The organism is Shewanella inventionis (assembly GCF_019931735.1).
Classification (GTDB): Bacteria; Pseudomonadota; Gammaproteobacteria; order Enterobacterales; family Shewanellaceae; genus Shewanella; species Shewanella inventionis.
Genome location: NZ_CP082926.1, coordinates 4283096 through 4305159, shown reverse-complemented (window position 1 = coordinate 4305159; position 22064 = coordinate 4283096). Strand labels below are relative to the sequence as shown.

General features: G+C 41.9%; 21 protein-coding genes. 14 read left to right on the top strand and 7 right to left on the bottom strand.

The features are described from left to right. Positions 1-30 precede the first annotated feature (30 nt). On the bottom strand, positions 31-2319 hold the full coding sequence (locus K8B83_RS19275; RefSeq protein ID WP_188739432.1) for a polysaccharide lyase 6 family protein: 2289 nt from the start codon (positions 2317-2319) through the stop codon (positions 31-33). A gap of 573 nt (positions 2320-2892) precedes the next feature. Between K8B83_RS19275 and K8B83_RS19270 the strand changes: the two genes are divergently transcribed. Continuing rightward, positions 2893-3633, top strand: a complete 741-nt coding sequence (locus K8B83_RS19270) for a FadR/GntR family transcriptional regulator (protein WP_188739433.1) — start codon at positions 2893-2895, stop codon at positions 3631-3633. A 433-nt stretch (positions 3634-4066) separates the two neighbouring features. Here the strand turns inward: K8B83_RS19270 and K8B83_RS19265 are convergent, their stop codons facing one another. After that, positions 4067-5212, bottom strand: a complete 1146-nt coding sequence (locus tag K8B83_RS19265) for a methyltransferase (RefSeq protein WP_188739434.1) — start codon at positions 5210-5212, stop codon at positions 4067-4069. Positions 5213-5401: 189 nt separating this feature from the next. Here K8B83_RS19265 and K8B83_RS19260 point away from each other — a divergent pair, with 189 nt between their 5' ends. Beyond that, positions 5402-5812 carry a hypothetical protein gene (locus tag K8B83_RS19260; RefSeq protein ID WP_188739435.1) on the top strand — a complete coding sequence of 137 codons (411 nt, stop codon included), beginning with the start codon at positions 5402-5404 and terminating at the stop codon, positions 5810-5812. Positions 5813-5957: 145 nt separating this feature from the next. Then, positions 5958-6119, top strand: coding sequence for a hypothetical protein (locus K8B83_RS19255; RefSeq protein WP_188739436.1), 162 nt, complete (start codon positions 5958-5960; stop codon positions 6117-6119). 148 nt (positions 6120-6267) lie between these two features. Here the strand turns inward: K8B83_RS19255 and K8B83_RS19250 are convergent, their stop codons facing one another. Beyond that, the gene (locus K8B83_RS19250; protein ID WP_188739437.1) at positions 6268-6759 is read right to left on the bottom strand and encodes a prepilin-type N-terminal cleavage/methylation domain-containing protein; all 492 of its coding nucleotides are present in this window, start codon (positions 6757-6759) and stop codon (positions 6268-6270) included. 330 nt (positions 6760-7089) lie between these two features. On the opposite strand from K8B83_RS19250, the gene K8B83_RS19245 reads away from it, so the two are divergent. Continuing rightward, the gene (locus K8B83_RS19245; RefSeq protein ID WP_188739492.1) at positions 7090-8883 is read left to right on the top strand and encodes an ABC transporter transmembrane domain-containing protein; all 1794 of its coding nucleotides are present in this window, start codon (positions 7090-7092) and stop codon (positions 8881-8883) included. Positions 8884-8944: 61 nt separating this feature from the next. On the opposite strand, the gene K8B83_RS19240 is transcribed toward K8B83_RS19245, so the two are convergent. After that, positions 8945-10543, bottom strand: coding sequence for an AMP-binding protein (locus K8B83_RS19240; RefSeq protein WP_188739438.1), 1599 nt, complete (start codon positions 10541-10543; stop codon positions 8945-8947). Positions 10544-11011: 468 nt separating this feature from the next. Here K8B83_RS19240 and K8B83_RS19235 point away from each other — a divergent pair, with 468 nt between their 5' ends. After that, complete coding sequence (locus K8B83_RS19235) at positions 11012-13585, top strand: TonB-dependent receptor plug domain-containing protein (RefSeq protein WP_188739439.1); 2574 nt, start codon at positions 11012-11014, stop codon at positions 13583-13585. Positions 13586-13640: 55 nt separating this feature from the next. Here K8B83_RS19235 and K8B83_RS19230 read toward each other — a convergent pair whose 3' ends face one another. Continuing rightward, positions 13641-14168, bottom strand: coding sequence for a thioredoxin family protein (locus K8B83_RS19230; protein ID WP_223418740.1), 528 nt, complete (start codon positions 14166-14168; stop codon positions 13641-13643). A gap of 98 nt (positions 14169-14266) precedes the next feature. Here K8B83_RS19230 and K8B83_RS19225 point away from each other — a divergent pair, with 98 nt between their 5' ends. Next, a complete protein-coding gene (locus K8B83_RS19225; RefSeq protein ID WP_188739441.1) occupies positions 14267-14884 on the top strand; it encodes a LysE family translocator in 618 nt (205 codons plus the stop codon). Between the two features lie 62 nt (positions 14885-14946). Here K8B83_RS19225 and K8B83_RS19220 read toward each other — a convergent pair whose 3' ends face one another. Further along, on the bottom strand, positions 14947-15264 hold the full coding sequence (locus K8B83_RS19220; RefSeq protein ID WP_188739442.1) for a DUF3144 domain-containing protein: 318 nt from the start codon (positions 15262-15264) through the stop codon (positions 14947-14949). Positions 15265-15551: 287 nt separating this feature from the next. On the opposite strand from K8B83_RS19220, the gene ung reads away from it, so the two are divergent. Continuing rightward, positions 15552-16214, top strand: coding sequence for a uracil-DNA glycosylase (gene ung / locus K8B83_RS19215; RefSeq protein WP_188739443.1), 663 nt, complete (start codon positions 15552-15554; stop codon positions 16212-16214). A gap of 49 nt (positions 16215-16263) precedes the next feature. On the opposite strand, the gene ispB is transcribed toward ung, so the two are convergent. Further along, complete coding sequence (gene ispB / locus K8B83_RS19210) at positions 16264-17235, bottom strand: octaprenyl diphosphate synthase (protein WP_188739444.1); 972 nt, start codon at positions 17233-17235, stop codon at positions 16264-16266. Positions 17236-17684: 449 nt separating this feature from the next. Between ispB and rplU the strand changes: the two genes are divergently transcribed. From rplU to K8B83_RS19175, 7 genes are all read left to right on the top strand, one after another. Beyond that, positions 17685-17996 carry a 50S ribosomal protein L21 gene (gene rplU / locus K8B83_RS19205; protein WP_188739445.1) on the top strand — a complete coding sequence of 104 codons (312 nt, stop codon included), beginning with the start codon at positions 17685-17687 and terminating at the stop codon, positions 17994-17996. A 16-nt stretch (positions 17997-18012) separates the two neighbouring features. Continuing rightward, positions 18013-18267, top strand: coding sequence for a 50S ribosomal protein L27 (gene rpmA / locus K8B83_RS19200; protein WP_011621691.1), 255 nt, complete (start codon positions 18013-18015; stop codon positions 18265-18267). Positions 18268-18469: 202 nt separating this feature from the next. Continuing rightward, on the top strand, positions 18470-19636 hold the full coding sequence (cgtA, locus tag K8B83_RS19195) for an Obg family GTPase CgtA (protein WP_188739446.1): 1167 nt from the start codon (positions 18470-18472) through the stop codon (positions 19634-19636). Positions 19637-19656: 20 nt separating this feature from the next. Next, complete coding sequence (locus K8B83_RS19190; RefSeq protein WP_188739447.1) at positions 19657-20415, top strand: threonine/serine exporter family protein; 759 nt, start codon at positions 19657-19659, stop codon at positions 20413-20415. Further along, entirely contained in the window at positions 20415-20885 is a 471-nt protein-coding gene (locus K8B83_RS19185; RefSeq protein ID WP_188739448.1) for a threonine/serine exporter family protein, read from the top strand. Before K8B83_RS19190 ends, K8B83_RS19185 begins: the two co-directional genes overlap by 1 nt. 189 nt (positions 20886-21074) lie before the next feature. Further along, positions 21075-21557 (top strand): type 3 dihydrofolate reductase, encoded by a 483-nt coding sequence (gene folA / locus K8B83_RS19180; protein ID WP_188739449.1) that lies wholly within the window; start codon positions 21075-21077, stop codon positions 21555-21557. A gap of 97 nt (positions 21558-21654) precedes the next feature. After that, entirely contained in the window at positions 21655-22062 is a 408-nt protein-coding gene (locus K8B83_RS19175) for a DUF3718 domain-containing protein (protein WP_188739450.1), read from the top strand. The last annotated feature ends 2 nt before the right edge of the window (positions 22063-22064 follow it).

Here is a 22064-nt window from a genome sequence, read left to right as displayed (position 1 = left end):
TGGGGTGGCCTGTTGCTAGCTTGATGTTGTTCATAGTGATTGCGCTTTATTATTGTTGATTGTTGCGGTTTGCTTACCCACAGCCACAAGCTCAGTGACAATAGGATGGGCAGTGTTATTGAGTTGATTGTTTGCAATGCGTGTTTGCGGCTCTCCCACGGTATGCTCAACAATAATAGGCGCACTTTGGCTAAATTGATTGTGCTCAATCGTGCTCACCTGAACCCCGTGTAAGTTAAGCACGGCACCAGTGTGATTGTTTTTACCAAGGCTAACGCGAGTAAACTGATTGTTATTAACCAATACATGAGGGCCAAAAGTGCTCTCGTCTGTTCCTCCTCGATATACGGTTGCAATAACACCTTCAATATCAATGAATTGATTGTTGTTTAGGGTGAGGTACTCTGCGTTATAGATCCCTAGGTCATCGGTTTCTTTATTTAGGCGGAATATGTCGCCACTGATATGACGAAATTGACTGTGGCTTACATTAATGGCATCTGCAAATGCACGGTCACCTGAGTCAAAAAAATGAAATGCTTGATTAACATTAAGTTGCTCAACGATGCTGTTTGTCATGTCAAAACGATAATTAGTTAACATGCCCCATTTACGAGTTCTTACGACGCTATTGCCCGCAGAATCTGGGCTGCTTAAGCCATTTATCACTAAACCATCTAGTTGCAAGTTGCCGTTGTTTTGAATTTCAAATAGGGTTGGGCGTTCAAAGCGAATGATGGCTTTGTGCGGGTTAGCGGCTTTAAAGGTTAATGTTTTATTGATGTTGAGTATGTGGGTGACGTTATATTTTCCATCACTGAGTAATATGATGTCGCCTGATTTTGCATGTTTAACCGCATTGACTAAGTCATCGTCGGTCGCCGTTACATTAATCGTGTTGCCAGACTGGAAGGCTATTGTGGGTTCTGATTTAGGGTACCAAGGTGCGCCAGTATTTTGCTTTAATATTGGCTTGAGTGATGTGTTCGCCCCGTATTTAGCGAGTTTTTCATTGTTAGGGTATAACAGCCCATTTGCGGCTCGTACCATGGTGATTGTTTGTGAGCTTATCCCCTTAGCCAGCGCGTCGTTGAGTGCTTTAGTGTCAAAGTTACTTGCATTTTGGATAAACTCAAGACCACTGATGTCGTCATTTATGGTAAATGGTGAGGTTGAGCCTATGAATAAGTTTTGGCTTAATGTGCTGTTGAGTGGTATTGCTGTGCGCTCGTTATCACTGCCAGCGGCCAGTTCGATATGCTCAAGGTTGATAAAGCTATTATGGCTGACCTTAGCGTTAACTACTTGATGGTAGCGATTGATAGCTGAATTAGGTACGCCATTCATGATGGTAAAGCCACTGCCGAAGCGGTTACCGGTTAGCCCTTCTAGATAGTTGTTGGTGATAGTTTGATCGCGGTTAATGACGCGGATCCCACCGGTATGTTCTACGCCATTTCCTAAAAATACATTGCTGTCGATAATATTTCCGTTGCCGTGCCTTAGGGTTAATGTGCCGCGTGAACTATAAAAGACGTTATTTTGAATACGGTTTTTGCCTGATTTTACCGAGATAATTTCAACTTCACCGTCGCAGCGATCGAAATAGTTATTTTCGATAACGGTAAATGAATCGGTGAGTGAATATGGGCTGGTGCCAATTCGGATTGTTTCACCGCCGTTAGAGCCTAAAATCGGTCGAGGACCAAAGTAGTTGTGGTCAATTTTATGATGGTTTTGTTGACTTTTTTTGCCTTCTAGACGAACGGCTACTGTGACACCAGCATTACGTTTACCAACAAAATGGTTGTGATCAAGGCGGTTATGTTGCCCGTATAGGCTGACCCAGTTGTCGGCTTCTTGTCGGTCTGGGTTGTTATAATTATCGATTACCACTTCAGTGACTCGAGAGTGGTTAGCTAGATCATGATTACTTTTTCTAAAGGCGATGACTTCATTACTTGGTGTAAAGCCATCTTTAAACACTAAACCTGATACTTGTAAATATTCGCCTGCCAATTTTAGATCAGATTGCCCTGACAGGATAACACGGCCTTTGGTTTGTGCAGTTAATGTGATTGGTTGTTTAGCTGTGCCTTTAGCTGAAAATACTATTTCAAAGTCTTGCCAGGTGCCATCTTGTAAAATGATGCTATCGCCTGGTTGCAGTTGTTTTAATACTTGTTGATATTGTGCTTGTGATGCAACTAAGTGCTCTTGTGCATTCACCTGAGCCGTTAAAGGAATCAACAGCGATAACAGAAATATTTTTGTGACTAACCCATATGAAAATGGTGTGTGGGAGTTGAATGGGCTCATGTTGTCTCTCTAGTAGAACCTAATTAATTTTCCACCAATACATCTGTATAAATTGGTAGACCAGATATCCTTTGATATAAATAAATGCGTTTTGGCGCTTGAGTATCACAGTCTTTCATTGGGGTTGCGTGTCTGTGTCAAAGGATATTAATGAATAGCTCAAGGATTAAAGATGATGATATGAGGCACACAACATGATTACATGAGGTTGTTTTTTCGCTTCTATTTTGTTTGTAGTATCATTTATTTTGTTAAATTTCACTTTAATCACCCCAGATCTGTGCATTCTTTCTGTTAGCGGAACACTCCGCTTTTAAGGCATATTGAGTATTACTCTGCGCCTGCATAGAAACTAACCAACTATTAACATCATGTCAACCAAATTGACTTACCAATTTGTTTGTTTTTATAGTTATTTGTTATTACCAATGCTATTAATGGTATGACAGTGTGCTATTGTTTTTATAATGTGAGTGGCATGTCATGTTATTTAGTTGTTTGCTGCCACGGTTTTAACCGATAATATGTCAGTATTAAACCACTTAATTGGTTTTACTTTTCGAAGGAAGGTATATGAAAAACCGTCGTTTATTTTGGCGAATCGTCGATACGATAGAGGCTGCCATTGCTTGTGGCGAGTATCCCGTAGGCAGTCGTTTACCCCCAGAGCGTGAGCTCGCAGAGAAGTTTGAAGTTAGCAGGCCGACTATCCGTGAAGCGATCATTGCGTTAGAAGTGCGTGAAAAAGTGGAAGTCAAAACAGGCTCTGGTGTTTACGTGGTGAACAACCAAAAACAAAGCGTTAACGCAAGTAGCGTGAATGCTTTTGAGTTAACACAAGCTCGAGCTCTTGTTGAAGGTGAAATCGCTGCACTCGCGGCTAAAACCATTACAACAGAAGAGCTTGAAAGGCTTCACGGCACACTTGTCATGATGAAAGACATGGAAAATGTCGAAGAAGCCGACGAGCTGTTCCATCAAATCATTGCGCACTCTACCCGCAATGGTGCACTGATTAATTTATTTGAAAACATGTGGGCGTTGCGATCTTCGAGCAATGAAATTATCGAAGATTACAATATTGTGTGTAGCACCGACAATAATAAGACTTTAGCTGAGCATACAGCCATTTACGAAGCTTTATCTGCTCATGATGCAGCAGAGGCACGCTTAGCAATGCATAAACATTTTAATCGGTTAATTAACGTATTATTTGACAAGCTTGAGCAGCAAGCCTTAGAAGAAGTACGCCGTAAAAACAGTGCTAATCGCGATCTGTATTCAATTGAAAATTTAGTTAAAATTAAAGGCTAAGGTTTTTATCACTATAAACGCACTGTCGCTATCGTCAGTGCGTTTTTTTATGTCAACAAATAAAAAAAAAGACCCCAAAGAAAACTAAGGGGCCGACTAATGGTATGAGACTGAGGAGCTCAACCTAAATAAGCGACATCCATGTCGAGTGTTGTCATACAGTTATGTTCGTAAGCTAAGCCAATCTGTGTTTAAGATTGCTGGGAGTTGCCATGCAGTTAAGTCGTAAACACCTTTAGCGGGTAAAATGATTTTAGGCTTTGGTTATTTATTGTGTCAACCAATTATTTTTTTTGGTAAGTCCAATTTAGATTGGTTAAGGTGGCGCAGTGTTTATTTGGGGCTTAGGTTAATTGTCGTTAAGCCCATCTTAGATAGCTTGGTATATACCTAATAGTCTGGTTGAATGGGTATATACCATGCTTGGAATGGGTTATTTCTTGGCTTGTAAAATGACAAACTTACCGTTAGAGGCGATGGTCGTGCAGTTATTAAAAATACGCTTAATTTTAACGTGATAGGCCAGGTGTCTATTACCTACAACATGCAAAATGCCGCCAGTTTTTAAACGTTTGTAAGCATCAACAAACATTTGCCACGCAATATGATCGGTAATCGCTTCGCCTTGATGAAAAGGGGGATTACAGAGCACAAGATCTGGGCTAATGTGCGCAGGAAGGTGAGTTAAACAATCGTCCCAATAAAACACCCCTTGTGGTAAATCATCATCACTGTCTAACTTATTGTGTTGCCAGTTGTGCTGCGCCGATGCAATGGCCATATCTGAGTCATCGACAAAGTGAATACTTGCATTGGGGTAACATTGTTTTGCATGCAACCCTAAAATGCCATTACCACAGCCTAAATCAATCACCTGCTTAAAGTCGCCTTTAGGCATGTTGTCGAGCATGATCCTCGCACCAATATCGAGTTTGTTGGCTGCAAACACATTGGCAAGGTTGGTGATTGTCAGCCCTAACTCATCTACTTTCCAACTCACGGGGTTTGCTAACTCTCGTGGCTTGCCGTCACTGACACAAGTGATTACTCGTGTTTTCTTCCAGGTTAAACTGGCGCTTGCGGTACCTAAGTTTTTTTCGATGATACTGAGTAACGCTGCATTAATGGATTTTGCTTTAGCACCAATTAGCACTTGGGTTCCCGCGGGCAAAACAGCTGACAAACGTGCCAGTTGTTGAGCAAAATAATGCAAGTTTTTAGGCAGTTTCATTAATACCAATTGTGTGTGCTTTGGTAGGATTTCACGGCTATTGATAATGTGTAAAGACGCTGGGGTTAATTGATTGTGTTGCAGGTTGTATTGGCAACCAAGCAAACTGGTTTTTGCATCGGTTTCCAGTGTAATAGGCCACTGAGGCTCAATAGATACCAAGGCGCAAGACAAGGCGCCAAAACTGTCGTTGAGGATTGCCGTGGGAATTGCACTCTGTTGGACATCGACTAAATGTTTAATTAGGTGTTCATCGGCTGCGTCCCATGCTTGTAAATTTGAAGCTTGCTGAGTAGGGTAGCGAAAAAGCTCAAGTTCAATGCCTGCGCAAGCAAATTGAGTAGTCATGGGTTTATTACCTAAATAAAAGAATGTTGATGAATGCAAGATGCCGTTTATCGGTCGAGTTTTAATGACAAAAGCTCTGAACATTATCTCAGATATCGTTTAATAGCGCGAGGTTGATTGAGTATAAGATTGCTATTGGCCAAAGGGTTGAGTAAATTGTAAATACATAAAACATATCAAGGGATAGTGATGAAAGGTGCTGGTGGAACGTCAGGTGGTATTGGGCAGTTTTTTATTGGTTTAGCCATGATGTGTGGCGGATTTTATATGTTACTGAATGCCATTAAGGTCACTAGTTCTTTTGGACTTGGCAGTCATTTATATCAATTTGGTGGCTTTGGGTTAACCAGTGGAATGGTGATGATCCCCTTTATTTTTGGTGTGGGGATGATGTTTTACAATGCTAAAAACCCATTTGGTTGGCTACTCACTTTTGGTGCACTTATTGCGCTGATTTTTGGGGTGATAAGTTCGATTAATTTTCGTTTTACTTACATGAGTGCCTTTGATTTAATTGTTATTTTAGTGCTCAGCATTGGTGGGCTTGGTTTGTTTTTACGCTCATTAAAAGCCATTGATAATCGTTACCCAGATGCTTAAGCAATGTGCAATTAGCTGCCGCTTGTTTTTACATCAATGCTTGTACATCAATGCTTGTACATCGATAGCGGGCGTGCAGTGACTAATATTGGTGGGCTTGGTTTGTTTTTACGCTCATTAAAAGCCATTGATAATCGTTACCCAGATGCTTAAGCAATGTGCAATTAGCTGCCGCTTGTTGTTACATCAATGCTTGTACATCAATGCTTGTACATCGAGAGCGGGGCGTGCAGTGACTAATATTGGTGGGCTTGGTTTGTTTTTACGCTCATTAAAAGCCATTGATAATCGTTACCCAGATGCTTAAGCAATGTGCAATTAGCTGCCGCTTGTTTTTACATCAATGCTTGTACACCGAGAGCGGGCGTGCAGTGCTAATATTGGAGGGCTTGGTTTGTTTTACGCTCATTAAAAGCCATTGATAATCGTTACCCAGATGCTTAAGCAATGTGCAATTAGCAGCCGCTTGTTTGTACATCGATAACTGGCCGTGCAGTGGATGATGTGGCTTGCCTGTAACGTAAATAACATTGTGCAACGCCTGCATCTTCTGCTATCACGCCATGCCAGTAAATCCAGGCGCCATCGAATACACTTGCGCGTTTTTGCCAATCACCATCCGGTAGGTCCATGAGTAAATCTATGCCTGCGGCGGTGCCGTTTGGGTAACCATAGGCAAGCACAATATCGACACCATCAATATTGAGCGTGGTGCTTTCAAGCCTTTCCACTCCAGCGATAGCGGCTTTTGAGTAGGTTAGTGTGGCAGCAGATTGCATTGCGCTTTCCATACCGATCATTGTTGAAACTATCGCGTCATTGCGCAAATTAATAAAGCGACTGCTTGCGGCGATGGCAAGTATTGCCAACACCACGATTACCACAACCAGTTCGATAATACTGAACCCTGCAGACGCTTTAGACATAGCATTACGTAAGTTTTTCATAGGTAATTTTTGTTATTTATTAGTCCATTAAGTTGTTAAATCAAAGATCATTGATCTACTTAAGCGGATGTCTGGATAAGAGATGAGTTTATGATGTTAAATTCAAAATCAAAACCTTAATCTTGGCCAACTTTCAAGCTTGTCATTTGTTTTCTAATCAAGGCGAATTGACGCGCCAATAGCAAGCCTCATCTTATTGTATACAAGTAACGCAGTTAGAAAGACAAAGGGTTGTTTAAGAGGTGTTTGTTATCCAGAGCTCAGGTTACTTACTGCACGTTTGTTGTTATTATCGATTTATCTTAGATTTATTTGTTGGTTAATACTGTGATGAACTCTACGACTGCAACAGTCTCATCTAAAAGTGCTTCTCTACCCTACCGCGTTTTACCTTGGATAATACAGTTTTTATCACCTTATAAAATGAAAGTGATTGCTGCGATTATTTTTTTGTTTATTGGCTCGTTAGCGTGGTTGTCGCTCGGACAAGGCGTAAAACTAATGGTTGATGAGGGCTTTGTTGCCGACAATGCAGCAAGACTCAATGAAATTATGCTTATTATTTTTGGTATTACCGTAATCAGCGGCACTGCGGTGTTTTGTCGATTTTATTTAATGACCTGGCTTGGGGAGCGAGTGAGTGCGGATATTCGTTTGCAGGTTTATGAGCACTTATTATCGTTATCGCCAGGCTTTTTTGCCACGCAGCGAACAGGTGAAGTTATCTCTCGGTTTACTGCCGACAGTACGCTTATCCAAAGTGTTGTTGGGTCAAGTTTGTCAATGGCATTGAGATCGAGTGTAACCGTTTTGGGCGGTATCGTTATGATGGGGTTTACCAGTGTAAAACTGACAGCATTAGTGCTATTGGCTGTACCTTTGGTGTTGGGGCCTGTGAGTTTTTTTGGTCGTAAAGTAAGGCTCCTATCACGTAAAAGCCAGGATAGAGTGGGGGATTTAGGGGCTTATATTGATGAAACTTTGCATGAAATTCATACCGTGCAGGCTTATACCCATGAGCAAAAAGATCGCCAATTATTTGCCGATCGTGTCGAAGCTGTAATGGCGGTGGCTAAAAGCCGAATTACATATCGAGCTTTATTGATTTCGTCTGTGATGTTGTTAAGTATCGGCGCAATTACATTTGTGACTTGGGTTGGTGCTAAAGATGTGATGAATGGCAATATCACAGGTGGGGAGCTATCTGCATTTATGTTTTATGCCGTTATGGTTGCTGGGGCGGTGGCGACCATCAGTGAAGTTTTTAGTGAAATCCAACGTGCATCTGGAGCTGCTGAGCGCTTAATGGAGTTAGTGACTACCCCTGTTGATATCCCTCAGCAATCAGTACCTAATCAACTAGCCTTACCGGTAAAAGGCGCGCTTCATTTTGACAATGTGGTGTTTGCTTATCCATCCGACAATGCGCAAGACGTTATTCGGCAGCTGACGTTAACGATAAAACCGGGTGAGCGAGTCGCACTTGTTGGCCCTAGTGGTGCGGGTAAAAGTACCTTGTTTGAGTTAATGATGCGGTTTTATCAACCTAAAGAAGGCCGAATACTGTTAGATGATGTTGATATTTCGACTTTATCATTAACTGATTTACGCCAGCAGTACGCTTTGGTGCCACAAGAGTCGGTGATTTTTGCAATGGATGTGTTTGATAACGTGCGTTATGGGCGTTTGGACGCTACCGACGATGAAGTTATACAGGCTTGTATTGCGGCAAAAGCCGATGAGTTTATTCGTGAATTTACCGATGGATACGCTACCTATTTAGGTGAGCGGGGGGTGAGATTATCGGGTGGCCAAAAACAACGTATTGCTATCGCTAGAGCTATTTTAGCCGACAGGCCAATACTGTTGCTAGATGAGGCAACTAGTGCGCTCGATGCCGTCAGTGAGGTTAAAGTAAAGCAAGCTCTTGATTCACTAATGGCGAATCGTACTACAGTGATTATTGCTCATCGACTTGCAACCGTTATCAATGCCGATCGGATTTTTGTTATGGATAAAGGGCTGTTGGTGGCGAGTGGCACTCACAGCGAGTTAATGGAAAGTAATGAGTTGTATCGGGAGTTTGCAAGTTTACAGCTTTTAATGGATATCGATGCTGTGTAGCGGGGATGTTTGGCAACAAAAAAGATGCCGAGGCATCTTTTTTGTTATCACGACTTTTTTGTTATTTGCGCAGCTCTCTACGTAATATCTTCCCTACGGTACTTTTGGGGAGTTGCTCAGTAAACTCAATAATCCTTGGAACCTTGTAAGCGGTGAGTTGGCTGCGGCAATAATCATTGATGACTTTTTTAGTTGCCTCTATGTCTGTTGAAGGAGATTTTAACACGATAACGGCTTTTACGGCTTCGCCGGTTCGTTCATCTTCAACGCCTACCACCGCACATTCGAGCACTAACTCATGTGTTGATAGTACGTCTTCCACTTCGTTAGGATACACATTAAAACCTGACACAATAATCATGTCTTTTTTGCGATCGACAATGGTGTGATAACCATCTTCGCTTGCGATCCCGATATCACCCGTTTTAAAGAAGCCGTCTTTTGTCATCACTTTGGCAGTTTCTTCAGGTTTGTTCCAGTAGCCTTGCATGACTTGTGGACCACGAACCGCCAGTTCGCCAGCTTGGCCAATTGCCACTTCGTTATCGTCCATATCAAGTACCTTAACTTCTGTACCTAAAACCGGTTTTCCTATCGTACCAAGTCGTTGATGCCCAGGTGAGTTTAAACTAACGACGGGGGATGTTTCTGATAAACCATATCCTTCTGAAATCATGCATCCTGTAGTTTGTTGCCACAGGTTGGCTGCAGCGCTGGTTAAAGCCGTGCCGCCTGAAATGGTAATGGTCATTTTACTGAAATCTAGTGCTTTAAATTCTGGTTGATGGCACAAGCCGACAAACAAGGTATTTAAACCAGCGAAACCAGTAAAAGGGTAGCGTTTCATGGTGTTAATTAATCCTGCTATGTCGCGTGGATTAGGAATTAACACTGAGCAGCTTCCTGACTCAAAATACAGCACTAAGTTAACCATAAACGCATAGATATGATAAATCGGTAATGGGGCAACAAATATGTCGTGGCCTTGATTCATTGTGCTTGCAATGCGTGATTTAACTTGGGCTGAATTGGCTAAAAGGTTGCCATGATTGAGCATGGCTCCTTTCGATAACCCCGTTGTACCGCCGGTATATTGAAGGGCTATCAAGTCATCGTGAGTTGGTTTAACGGCCAGGTAGGGATGTTTTGCACCCTCGATTAACACATCTAAAAATGTCACTTTGGCAAACGGTGTATCTGGCTGCGGTTGTGGCTGGATAAGATCCATCGCATGAGTTGAAATTACCAGTTCAACGGGGGTGTTATTAACGACATTTGTGAGTGTAGGTAGTAGATCAGACAGTACCACTAAGGCTTTTGCGCCTGAGTCGTTAAATTGATGAGTTAATTCTCGTTCGGTATACATAGGGTTTGTGTTCACTAACACCATACCTGCGCGAACAATACCATAAGCGGCAATGACAAACTGTGTAATATTAGGTAGTTGCAATGCAATTCTGTCACCTGGTTGCAACTGGGTGCAATGCTGGAGATAAGCGGCAAAATGACGAGAGTCTTGTTCAATTTCACTGAACCTGGTGTCTTTTCCTAGGCATGAATATGCAATGTTATCAGCAAACTTGTGACAAGCTTTCTCGATGAGTTCGACGATGGATGAATACTGCTGTAAATCAAGTGTTGAATCTGCATCATAGGCCATGCTTATCCCCTCTGGTTTTGGGTTGTTATTGTGATTAAATCAAACGTACGTTTAGTTCTTTTAGCTAACCTACACGGGTCATGCCTAATTGGCAAAGATTGTGTTGTAAATGCCATGTTTTTTAGCGGATTTAAACGGATTAAAGACAAAATGAGAAATGTCACAAACGTGTAAATTTATGTATACAAAGATATTTTCTGGTTATTTTGTCAGCAAAAAATAAAATAATGAGAAAAAATCATTATGTGACATATATCACTTTAAATCAGTTACTTACTGTTTTTTAGGGCGATTTATTCTTTAGATTCTGCTTATTAATGTCAGAAAGTGTTAGCAATTGTGTTTTTGTTGTTATAAAAATGTAATTGAAATAAGGACTGTTTCACTTTTAAACAAAACTAGTTTTAGGAATGAATCACCTATAACGCAGTTCAAACACAACAATAATAAGTAGTTGGGAAGATAATAATGATGCAATCAAAAAAATCTAAATTTGGTGTGAGCTCATTGAGTTTAGCCATTTCATTTGCACTTGCCGGAACAGCAATCAGCACTCAAGCTTTTGCTGCTGACGACGAAGCAGCAGTGAAAGAAAATGTTGAAAAAATTGCTGTTGTAGGTTCTCGTGCAGCACCTCGTTCAATTGGCGACTCACCAGTACCAGTTGATATTATCAGCAGTGATGATCTAAAGAAAAACGGTTCAACTGACATGATTGATATGTTAGTAACTTCGGTACCGTCTTTTAACTCGCGCGCGCAACCCATTAGTGATGCTGCAACGCTTGTTCGTCCTGTAAACTTACGTGGTTTACCATCAGACAGTACTCTTATTTTGGTTAACGGCAAACGTCGTCACCGCGCATCTGTTATTGCTTTCCAGGGTGGTGGTATTAACGATGGTGCTCAAGGCCCAGATATTTCTGTTATCCCTGGTGTTGCTTTAAAGCAGGTTGAAGTTCTACGTGACGGTGCTGCGGCGCAGTACGGTTCGGATGCGATTGCCGGTGTAATGAACTTCGTTTTAAAAGATGACTCAGATGGCGGCTCTATTACGGTTAGCCAAGGTGAATATTACGAAGGTGATGGCGCGGCAACAACCATCGACGGTAACATAGGTTTACCTTTGTCTGATGATGGTTTTGTTAACATCAGTGCGCAATATAAAACCGCAGATGCAACCAGTCGCAGTGTTCAGCGCCCAGATGCGGCAGCACTTTCTGCGGCGGGTAATGAGTTCATTCAAGACCCTGCTCAAACCTGGGGTAACCCAGAAATCAACGATGATTTCACCGTATTTGTAAACTCTGGGTATGACCTAAACGACAACACCAAATTGTACGCATTTGGTAACGTTTCATCACGCGAAGCAACGGGTGGTTTCTATTATCGTAACCCACATAATCGTGGCAACGTTTATTCAAACGATGGCGGCGAAACCTTATTAGTGGGTGATGTTGGTTTGGCTGAGAATGGTGTTGCGTCATGTTCGTGGGTAGGAAATGTGCCTGCAAACGTTGATAACGTGCTTGATACACCTGAATATTTAGCCATGGTGGCCGACCCTAACTGTTTCTCTATGAACCAAATCCGTCCGGGCGGCTATACACCTCAGTTTACTGGTAAAATTGAAGACATGTCTTTCTTTGCAGGTATTAAAGGTGAGTCAGGCGAGTGGATGTATGATGTGAGTGCTGGTACAGGTAGCAACAAAGCCAGCTTCGGTTTAAAAAATTCACTTAACCCATCATTGGGTTTAGCGACACCAACCGATTTCGATACAGGTTCTTATGAGCAAGTTGAAACAACCTTTAACGTTGATATGAATCGTTTTGTGACTATTGGTGGTTTAGAAGACATTAGCTTTGCTACTGGTTTTGAATGGCGTGAAGAGTCGTTTGAAATTGGTCAAGGCGATGAAGCTTCTTGGATTGCTGGCCCATACGCAGAGCAAGGCTTTAACATTGGTTCGCATGGTTTTAAAGGCTTTGGTCCTGAGTCGGCGGGTAAAAACAAGCGTAACAATATCGGGGTTTATACTGATGTTGAAGCATACTTAACCGATGAGTTCTTACTTGGTTTTGCGCTTCGTTACGAAAACTTCTCAACCTTTGGTGACACGCTAAACTACAAGCTAACTGCACAGTACATGGCTACCGATGAGTTGTCTTTCCGTGCATCTCACAGCACAGGTTTCCGCGCACCAACGGTTGGTCAAGAAAACGTAGTAAATACTCAAACATCGATTGTTAACGGTGATTTGATCCAAAGCTTTATTGCACCACCAACAGACCCGCTAGCCGCATTTTATGGTGGCGAAACGTTAAACCCTGAAGAGTCTGTCAGTTATGCGGCAGGTTTTGTGTATGAATACGAAAACCTATTCTTAACCGTTGATTACTACAACATTGAAGTAACAGGTCGTATTGCGCAATCTAGCCAAATTACGGTTGAAGAAAGCGACTATGATGCATTAAGAGCGGCTGGCGTAGAGTTCCCTGAGTTAATTTCAGCGGTTACTTACTATACCAATGACTTTGACACCACAACTCAAGGTGTTGATATTGTTGGTTCTTACAGCATGGACCTGTTTTCTGGTGATGCTAAATTTAGCCTAGCATACGGCTGGACTGATACTAACGTTGATAAATACGACGAAGCTACAACCGATGCAGGCAAAGTGCGTCGTTTAGAGGACGGTATTCCTGCTCACCGTGCCACATTGACATGGGGACAAAGCTGGGATGATATTAGCACGTCTGTTCGTGCTAACTATTTTGGTGAGTACTACGCAACTCACGCTGATGACACTTCTGATTGGGGTTCTGAAATGGCAGGTTCTGCTGTAACGGTTGACCTTGAAGTGAGCTACGCATTAATGGATAACTTAACTGTTTCTGTTGGCGCTAACAACATCTTCGATCAAGAAGCTGAGAAGCTAAAAGATGGTACTTTAGGTGAGTTAGGTGCTGTGTACTACGAAAGTGGTCCATTTGATTACAACGGTGGCTTCTACTATGGCCGTGTAAACTATCGCTTCTAAATAGACGTGATGTTGAATTGAAAAAGACTGCTTCGGCAGTCTTTTTTATTTTTTATCAATTGTGCGGCTGGGCTAGTGATAGAGCATAGTTTATGTCTTTAATCATCAATACCTTAGGGAGTTCAATGCCGTTTGGGTAAACGGAGCTATACACTTTATTAAAGGGCGTACCCGCTACTGATTGTAGCCCCATGTATTGCTCGATTACGGTATCTGCTTGAGTCCAATCACCTTGCATTAAGATAATGTTAGGTTGATTTAATTGATTTACCACCTGCTCGCGGTGCAACACATTGGCTTTATTGGTTTGGCATGGCACACACCAGTCGGCCGTAATGTCAACAAATACGATTTTGTCTTGAGATACATATTGGGCAATTTTGTCTGGTTGCAGTGGTTGCCAGCGTAGCGCTTGATAAGCGAGATAATCCTCGCCTTTATTGATAAATGCAATCACCCCAGCAAAACAAAGGCCCATGAATGCCAGCATAATAATCACAAGTGTTGGGATAGCCTTACCTTTTGTTTTGGCCCAAATGAGGCCCACAACAGCAGTAAATAATACCGCCAGTAATATCATCATTAAAATTGTCATATAGTCTGTTATTTATGATAGTGCAAAGTGAGGTAACATTAGCAACGCACGCTTAATTGGTTGTTAAAAATAAAGACAGAGGTGTTATGACATTTAGTGCTTGGTTAGGACTGTTGGCAATTTGTTGTTTGGGGGCGATGTCGCCAGGCCCGAGCTTAGCTATGGTAGTAAAACATACCTTGAGTGGAGGCCGTTTACATGGCGTGGTATGTGCTTGGGCACACTCGATTGGGATTGGTGTTTATGCGTTAATCACATTACTTGGTTTAGCTGCGGTATTAAAAGCTTCGCCTGTGATGTTTAATGCAATTGCCGTTGTGGGTGCGCTATATCTAGCGTGGATAGGGATTCAGTCATTGCGATCTAAAGGAGGGATGCAGCAAAAATTAGCTGCCGGAAAACCGAGCCGTTTGTGGGAGGCCGCACGTGATGGCATTGCTATTTCATTATTTAACCCTAAAATTTTATTGTTTTTTTTAGCATTATTTAGCCAGTTTGTGCTTGCTGCTCAAACCACTGTTGGTCAGGGGTTAATCGTTTTGACTCCGTTAGTGGTTGACGGTCTTTGGTATACCATCATCGCATTTGTGTTATCACACGCTGCGGTATTGCCTAAGTTGCGTGAAAAGTCGCAATTAATTGACCGTTTGTCTGGTGTTGTGCTGATTTTATTGTCGATAAGAGTGATTTATTCTTTGCTTTAATGCATTCGACAAGCCAAAAAACCATCAATGAGATGGTTTTTTGCCTTTGATATTATGGGGTGTTATTCCCCGTTAAATACCTGTACGCCATCATCCGCTGGTTTCTGAGCGGGGACTGGTGGATTGACTATATGGTCATCTAAGTTTTCATTTAGCATGGCTTTAAATTCGTTAGAAAACCATTCCAAGGCATTGTCTTTTTCTGCTGCTAAGTCGGTTGACTTAATTGCGGCTTCAAATGCGTTATAACGAGCCGCCGCAAATCTCATTGCTGTGCCCACTTTGCCAATATCATTTTCTTGTTGGCTTAGTTGATTGGCTAATGCGATAAATTGATCGGCAATTTGGTACATGGTGAGTTCAGTTTTTTCTTCAGACATTAGATCCACTTTGTTAATGAGTAAGTTTGCTTTGAGTGTAACGATTTCTATATAAAATATCAGGTAATAAGTTAACTAATGAGAGGTGTAGCCAATCTAAAGCTTGGATGGATATATCGCTATTATTGATTTGCTGTCAGCTTATTAACAAAAACGGGTTGCCTTGATAAGGTTGATGTCGGACTGACCCTTTATACAAGGAGGGCAAAACGGCCTATCGCTCGTGTTTAGTCGCATGTCATGGCATCATATTTACTAAGTCGTTTTATACAGTGAAGAGAGAAACTATGGTCGCCAGCTGGCAAGCATTATGTAAACAGCAAGCAGCACAATTATATTATCAACAACTACAGCAGTTTATTGCGTTGCAGCGAGCTCAAGGTAAGGTGATTTACCCACCGGATAGTGAAGTGTTCACTGCATTTGATTTAACGCCACTAGACAAGGTTAAAGTCGTTATATTAGGTCAGGATCCTTATCATGGCCCCAATCAGGCACATGGCTTGTCTTTTTCGGTTAAAAAAGGGGTTAAGCCACCTCCGTCATTAGCCAATATTTATAAAGAACTCAGCAATGATATTGAGGGCTTTACGATCCCTTTACACGGTGACTTGTCTACCTGGGCTCGGCAGGGAGTATTATTACTCAATACCGTGTTAACTGTTGAGCAAGGCGCTGCTCATTCACACGCTAAAGCGGGGTGGGAAACATTTACTGATGAAGTGTTAAATGTGCTTAACCAACAAAATAGGCCCATTATTTTTGTACTTTGGGGAAACCACGCAATTCAGAAAGGCCGATTAATTAACGCGAAGCATCATACCGTGTTAAGTGGGCCACACCCGTCTCCGTTGTCGGCATATCGAGGATTTTTTGGTTGTCAGCACTTTTCAAAGATTAATAAAATACTCCATGTGCAGGGTGACACACAGATTGACTGGCAAGTTTAACGTAGTGTGATGAGGCGCATTTACAATGATAAATGCGCCGACATTGGGATTAATTGTTACGGTTAACCGATAAGTGGGCTAAAGATATCAATGCTTGCTTGTATTCACTTTCAGGGAAAATAGCCAATGCATCAATGGCTTTTTGTGCTTCGACTTGGGCCTTTTCTTGAGTGTACAATAATGCACCAGACTCATGTAACGCAGCTAAAATTTCATCAATAGCTTTAGTGCCATCACTTTGCTCAATCGCTTCGCGGATCAGCTTTTTCGCGGCAATAGAGCCATTTTCCATAGCGTAAATTAGCGGTAAGGTTGGTTTGCCTTCAGCTAGGTCATCACCAATGTTTTTTCCTAATTCATCAGCATTGGCTGTGTAGTCAAGTAAATCATCAGTTAGCTGAAAGGCTGTACCTAAATATTTGCCATAGTCACCAAGAGCTTGTTCTTGTTCAGCACTAACGTTGGCTAATACCCCAGCTAGTTGAGTTGCCGCTTCGAATAATTTAGCGGTTTTGCAATAAATAACCCGCATGTAATTTTCTTCGCTGGTATTGGGGTCGTTACAGTTCATTAACTGCAGTACTTCACCTTCAGCAAGGATGTTAGTGGTATGTGCCAGGACTTGAAGCACTTTCATGCTGTCTAGCTCTGTCATCATTTGAAATGAACGGGTGTATAAAAAGTCACCAACCAATACGCTGGCACTATTACCAAAAAGTGCGTTGGCTGTTTCGCGACCGCGGCGCAAGGTTGACTCGTCGACTACGTCGTCATGCAACAATGATGCTGTGTGAATAAACTCGATAATGGCTGCAAGCTTAAGGTGATGCTCACCTTTGTAGTTAACCGCTTTGGCGGCGAGTACTGATAATAACGGACGTAAACGCTTACCGCCGCCATTGATAATGTAATAACCTAGTTGGTTTATCAAGGCTACATCAGATTCAAGTTGTTTATATATCAGCTGATTGACTGCTTGCATATCAGTGTCAGCCAGTTGACGAATGGCGTTTAAATCCATAATAGTCTCTGGTTGTTGGACGACAGGGTTTACACCCTTAATTATCATATCGAATTTGAGCGCATATCTTACAGGATATCAACGCTATTTTTCAAAGTAAGTATTGTATCAAACCTGTATTACGCAATGCTGATACTGTTTTACTTTAATCTATTTTTTATCCACTTAGCTTAAAAAGATGGCGTTAAACCGCTTCAATCACTGTGTTTATTTATTTTTGTGAATCTTGTTATGTCGCGCTAATATGGTAGCTAATTTTTAGCAAGGGCACATTAGCTATTAATGAATAGTGTGCAGTTATGTGCTCTTTTTTATTTGAATGTGAATTAGGGCTTGCCTGATGGCAATTCTTCGCGTAGAATCCGCGCCCATTGTCATTAAAAGTTTTTTAGCACCTAGTCTCGTCAATTATACGAGTTAGCGTGTTAGTCATTTGGAGTAAAATAGCTATGTACGCTGTTTTTCAAAGTGGCGGAAAGCAACACCGTGTTGCTGAAGGTCATACAGTTCGTTTAGAAAAATTAGAAGTTGCTACTGGTGAAACCGTAGAATTCGATCAAGTTTTATTGATCGCTGATGGTGAAACAGTACATGTTGGTGCTCCTTTAGTTGCTGGCGGTAAAGTCGTAGCTGAAGTTGTTGGCCACGGTCGCGGCGAAAAGGTAACTATCGTTAAGTTCCGTCGTCGTAAGCACCACGACAAGAAGATGGGCCACCGTCAGTGGTTCACTGAAGTTAAAATCACTGCGATTAACGCATAATTTAGGAGTCTAACTCATGGCACATAAAAAAGCTGGCGGTAGTACTCGTAACGGCCGCGATTCAGAAAGTAAACGTCTTGGTGTTAAGCGCTTTGGCGGTGAATCAGTTCTAGCTGGTAACATTATCGTTCGTCAACGTGGTACTAAATTCCACGCTGGTGTTAATGTAGGTGTTGGTCGTGACCACACTCTATTCGCATTAACAGACGGTAAAGTGAAGTTTGAAGTTAAAGGTCCTAATAACCGTAAGTTTATTAGCATCGAAGCTTAATTCTTTACAACGCTAGATCTCGAAAGCCCTGCCTATGGTGGGGCTTTTGTGTTTTTTATATCATTAAATTTCCATGGGAAGTTTGATGATTTTAGTTTATATGCAGTAGGCGATATCGTGATGAATGCTATCTTCAGCGCTTTCCTGCAAATCCCATTGATTTGGGGTTATAATTACAGAATAAGTGGCGTCAGGAGTCAGTATGAAGTTTGTTGATGAAGCGAATATTCGCGTAGAAGCAGGTGACGGCGGAAGCGGTTGCGTGAGTTTTAGACGCGAAAAATATGTTCCAGATGGTGGTCCAGATGGTGGAGATGGTGGTGATGGCGGTAGTGTTTATCTACAGGCTAACGAAAACCTCAATACTCTGATTGATTACCGTTTTACTCGTTTCCATATGGCTGAACGAGGATCAAATGGTCGTGGTCGTGATTGTACAGGCCAGGGTGGCGCAGATTTGATTCTTCAAGTGCCTGTTGGTACTCGTGCTATTGATCAAGAAACCGAAGAGTCACTTGGCGATTTAACAACCCATGGTCAAAAACTGCTTGTTGCTAAAGGTGGCTTCCACGGCTTAGGCAATACTCGTTTTAAAAGCAGTACTAATCGCGCACCACGCCAAAAAACATTAGGCACTCCAGGTGAGGTACGCTCGCTAAAGTTGGAGTTATTGTTACTTGCTGATGTGGGTTTGCTAGGTATGCCAAATGCGGGTAAATCGACATTTATTCGCGCGGTATCTCGTGCAACACCTAAAGTGGCTGATTACCCATTTACTACCTTGGTACCTAATTTAGGCGTGGTTAACCCTCGTCCAGGTCAAAGCTTTGTAATTGCCGATATTCCTGGTCTTATTGAAGGTGCTGCTGAAGGTGCTGGTCTAGGTATTCGTTTCCTTAAGCATCTTGAGCGTTGTCGTATGTTGTTACACATCATCGATATTGAACCCGTCGATGGTAGCGATCCTGTTCATTCTGCTCGTGCAATTGTAGGCGAGCTTGAAAAGTATTCTCCAAAATTGGCAGCCAAACCTCGTTGGTTAGTTTTTAATAAAACTGATTTGCTGCTTGAAGAAGAGTTACAAGAAAAAGTTGATGCTATTGTTAAAGAATTAGATTGGCAAGGTGACGTGTACACTATGTCTGCTTACAATCGCACCGGTACTGAAGAGTTGAGCATTAAGATGCTTGATTACATTAAGAGTATCCCTGTGGTTGAAGAAGAAATCACTGCCGACGCCGATGTGGAGTTTAAGTGGGATAACTATCATAAAGGTGCTGATGATGGCATCAATGAAGATTATGATGATGACTTTGATGATGATTTCGACGATGATGATTATGATGTCGAAATCATATACCAACGTTAACATACTCATTTGAGAAAATTGTGTACGCAGATAGTCAAAATGATATTACTCGCCTTGTAGTGCGCTGTGCACAGTTATTGTTAGCCTATGGCGCTGAGTCTGATCTTGTTGAAGAAATCAGTCAGCGCCTTGGTAAAGCCCTTGGGCTTGCAAGTATTGAGTTATCTATTTCTTCTAATGCATTAGTGTTAACCAGTCTGGTTCATGGGCGCTGTATAACAACTACTCGTCGTATTCGTGCTCATGGCATTAATATGATGGTTATTTGCGAACTGCAACGCATTTGTATCCTAGCTGAAAAAGGGATTTATGGTGCAAATGATGTACGACGTCGTCTAGCCCACATAAAACCTAAGAGTTATCCCGCTGTTGCTGTTGTCCCTATGATTGGCCTTTCTTGTGCTAGTTTTTGTCACTTATTTGATGGTGACACTTTTGCTTGTTTGATCACTTTTTTTGCCTCTGCTATCGGCATGATGGTGAGGTTATTTTTAGCATCTAGACATTTCAATCTTTTGGTGAACTTTTCAATTACTGCCTTTGTTATTACTGCTGTTGCTCAAATTGGTTATGTTTGGCCGATTACCGCAACTCCACAAGCAACAATGGCTGCTAGTGTACTGATGTTGGTGCCTGGGTTTCCGTTAATTAATGCGATTTCTGATATGGTAAAAGGCCATATGAATGTGGGTATTTCTCGTTGGGGACATGCCTCTTTACTCACATTAGCCTCGGTGATAGGTATTACCATTGCAATGCAAATGGGTGGGATTTTTTAATGCTATCCTTACTAACCACCTTACTTCACGACGCCTTTTTTTCTGCTATCCCTGCAGTGGGTTTTGCGATGGTGTTTAATGTCCCGAAACGTTATCTATTATATTGTGCTATTGCTGGCGCTATAGGTCATAGTTTTAGAACCTTGTTATTGCAGTTTTCTATGCCAATTGAATGGGCTACTTTTGTTGCTGCTGCCCTTGTGGGGGTCATCACCATAAGGTTTGCAAAACGCCATCTTGCTCCGCCTCTTATGTATGCCGTTGCGGCTATTATTCCAATGGTACCAGGAACTTATGCTTTTAATACTGTGATCGCGCTTATTCAGTTAACAGCTCAAAGCCAGGTAAGTCCGGAATTGACTGCACAGGTTATCCTTAATGGCTTAAAGACAGTATTTATACTAGGTGCGCTTGCGGTTGGTTTGGCTTTACCGAGTTTATTGTATTATCGCACTCGTCCAATTATTTAATGTAATCAATTTTTGACACAGTTTGCACCGCGCGTTCAACCTAAATATCGCTGTTAATACTTCAAGCACGATAACATTATCATATTGGGTTGGCGCAATTAGCGCTGAGGATGGAGCATAGTGATATCTGAACTCATCATCTGGCTAGCTAAACGAGATGTATGGCCGTTTTAACATAAGGACTTTTAAATGCGTATCGCGATGATTGCCGCCATGGCAAATAATAGAGTGATTGGCAAAGACAACAAAATGCCTTGGCATTTGCCTGAAGATTTACGTCATTTCAAAGCAATGACATTATCAAAACCTGTCGTCATGGGCCGCAAAACATACGAGTCTATAGGTCGTCCTTTACCCGGTCGTCATAACATAGTGATTAGCCGTAATGATCGGTTAGTTATTGATGGTGTAACCTGTGTAACTAGCTTCGAACAGGCTTTAGTTTCTGCGGGTGACTGTGAAGAAGTCGTTGTGATTGGTGGCGGCCAACTTTACGAACAATTATTACCTAAAGCTGATGTGTTATATCTTACCTTGATTGATTTAGATGTTGAGGGTGATACGGTATTTCCTGATTGGGACGATGGTTCGTGGGAGATTGAGAACTCAGAAACTGCAACAAACGACAAAGGATTGCAATATAGCTTTAACACCTTAGTAAAAAAGTGTTAAATTAATCACGTTTATACCCTGAAATTAATATGCAACTGTAAACTTCACTGTCTACAGTATGTATAGCTATATAACTATAAAGATAAAGGAGTGTCAGATGCGTCTATTGCCTGTGGCTATTGCAGCCCTGATTGCAGCATCTTCTGTGTCAGCCCCTGCTGTTGCTAATACAGAACAATTAGTAGCAAACATTTGTGATTATGTTAAGTCAGACGACAAAAACCGCTTACGTAAAAAGATGAAAGAAAGCCGCGTCAAATTACGTAACGTTTATTCTAGCATTTCTTGTGATGGCAGCAGTTTATTGCGTACTGCCTACAGTTCAAATGCGAATGATGTCGGTGAGTTTATCGCAAAACGTATGCCATCGTCTGACCTTGCAGCCCCTGAAGCAGATGGTAAAACCATCTTAGATTGGGCTTCAGCTAACGGCCATAGCAGCGGTCCTATTACCGATGCAATTAAAGGTCGTATTGGTGGTGCTGGCGGAGATGATGACGAGTAATC